The following is a 567-nucleotide window of genomic DNA, read 5'->3' on the forward strand; positions in this document are numbered from 1 at the left end:
GTCCGTGGCGAAGGAGCAGGAGTCTCATGGGCAGCATTCTCTCCGACCGGCCGAGCTGCCCGGCATCCGGTCTCTCGAGACGGTTCCCCCCACCGTGGCCGTTCCGTTACTCTTGGCTCGCCAGGAGCCTGATATGTCGTCTTCGATCGGAAAGGTCCCCGCTTTCATGGATCCCCAGTCCATCTCGGCCACGTCCCGACCTGTGCGTGGCCGTCACCGGGCAGCACGCGGCCCCGTCCTGACCCAGATCGCGCGAGCAGGCTCCGGACAGGCCGGCGCGATCACCGGTCGCGGTGCGGTCATCGCCGCGGCGGGCGGCGGCGTCCTGCTGTCGCTGATCGCTCCCCCCGCGCAGGCGGCCCCTCTCCCCGCGGTCAACACTGCGCTGGCCGGCAAGGCCGTCCAGGGCACGCTCAACACGGCCGACCTCAACGCCCTGACCACCCAGGCCAAGGAGTCCGTCGCCGCCGCCCCTGTGGTGACCGTCGCCACCGACGCCAAGCTGAAGATCGAGACCGCCGCAGTCTCCGTCGTCTCGGCCGAGGAGAACGAGGAGTACCAGGCGCA

General features: G+C 70.2%; 1 pseudogene. It reads left to right on the forward strand.

The annotated features are described in order from the left end of the window. Positions 1-133 precede the first annotated feature (133 nt). Positions 134-567: pseudogene (locus ACYVJ0_RS13750) on the forward strand (glycoside hydrolase); the annotation flags it as partial.

It is taken from the genome of Microbacterium petrolearium, assembly GCF_054782875.1.